The sequence below is a fragment of the Pauljensenia sp. UMB3104 genome (assembly GCF_030217285.1).
GTDB lineage: Bacteria > Actinomycetota > Actinomycetes > Actinomycetales > Actinomycetaceae > Pauljensenia.
On the sequence record NZ_JASONN010000147.1, the window covers coordinates 1 to 326 of the forward strand.

The 326-nt window shown below is 62.3% G+C and carries 1 protein-coding gene; it reads left to right on the forward strand.

What is annotated here, in order from left to right:
* Positions 1-326, forward strand: a 326-nt coding sequence (locus tag QP415_RS11130; protein ID WP_285100105.1) for an amino acid permease, incomplete at both ends; no start/stop codon positions are given.

Sequence of the window (326 nt, forward strand, 5' to 3'; positions counted from 1 at the left end):
TGGCACGACCGCTGCGGTATCAAACCTCTGGTCGCACGGCGGTGTTTTCCCGAAGGGTTTCATCGGATTCTTGGGTGGCTTCCAGATTGCTCTCTTCGCATTCGTCGGCATCGAACTGGTCGGCACGACGACCGCGGAAACCGCCGACCCGGAAAAGACTCTGCCCAAGGCGATCAACTCCATCCCCGTGCGCATCATGCTGTTCTACGTCGCGGCTCTCGCCGCGATCATGATGGTGACCCCGTGGGACCAGGTTGACCCCGAGCGCTCGCCGTTCGTCACCATGTTCTCCATGACCGGCCTAGCGGCGGCCGCGACGATCGTGA